Annotated in this window: 1 pseudogene; it reads left to right on the top strand. The window is 66.7% G+C overall.

Features of this window, described 5'->3' with window-relative positions:
- Positions 1-51: 51 nt before the first annotated feature.
- Positions 52-495 (top strand): annotated as a pseudogene (locus tag EN949_RS35615) (hypothetical protein); the annotation flags it as partial.

The following is a 495-nucleotide window of genomic DNA, read 5'->3' as shown; positions in this document are numbered from 1 at the left end:
GACCCGGAGGGACTTGCGGAGAATCGGAGCCGATGCGAACCTCGCCGCAACATGGCTCGCGCGCGTTCTGATTCTCCGCCTCTCTTTGAGATCATCGAGAAGCCCGACTTCTCCTTCGAGACGAAGGCGATGGCGGAGGGCCTGTGGCCGGTCGCCGGGATGGACGAGGCAGGCCGCGGCCCCCTGGCCGGGCCGGTGGTCGCCGCAGCGGTGGTGCTCGATCCCGCCAACATTCCCGACGGCCTCGACGATTCCAAACGCCTCAGCCATTTACAGCGTGAGGCCCTGTTCCTGCGCATTCTCGGCTCCGCACAGGCGGTCTCGATGGCCTCCATCAGCGCCGAGGGCATCGACGGCAGCAACATCCTCAAGGCAAGCGCAAGGAAGCCGAGCAGGAGGCCGCCGACATCGTCGCTGCCGCCAAGCGCGAAGCCGACATGCTTGCCGCCGACGCGCATAAGAAGACCGAGGACTATGTCGTCAGGCGCACCGCGC

The sequence above is a fragment of the Mesorhizobium sp. M7A.F.Ca.US.007.01.2.1 genome (genome assembly GCF_003998165.1).
GTDB classification, from domain to species: Bacteria; Pseudomonadota; Alphaproteobacteria; order Rhizobiales; family Rhizobiaceae; genus Mesorhizobium; species Mesorhizobium ciceri.
Note: the sequence above shows the minus strand (reverse complement) of the source record. Positions and strands in the feature narration are given on the sequence as shown.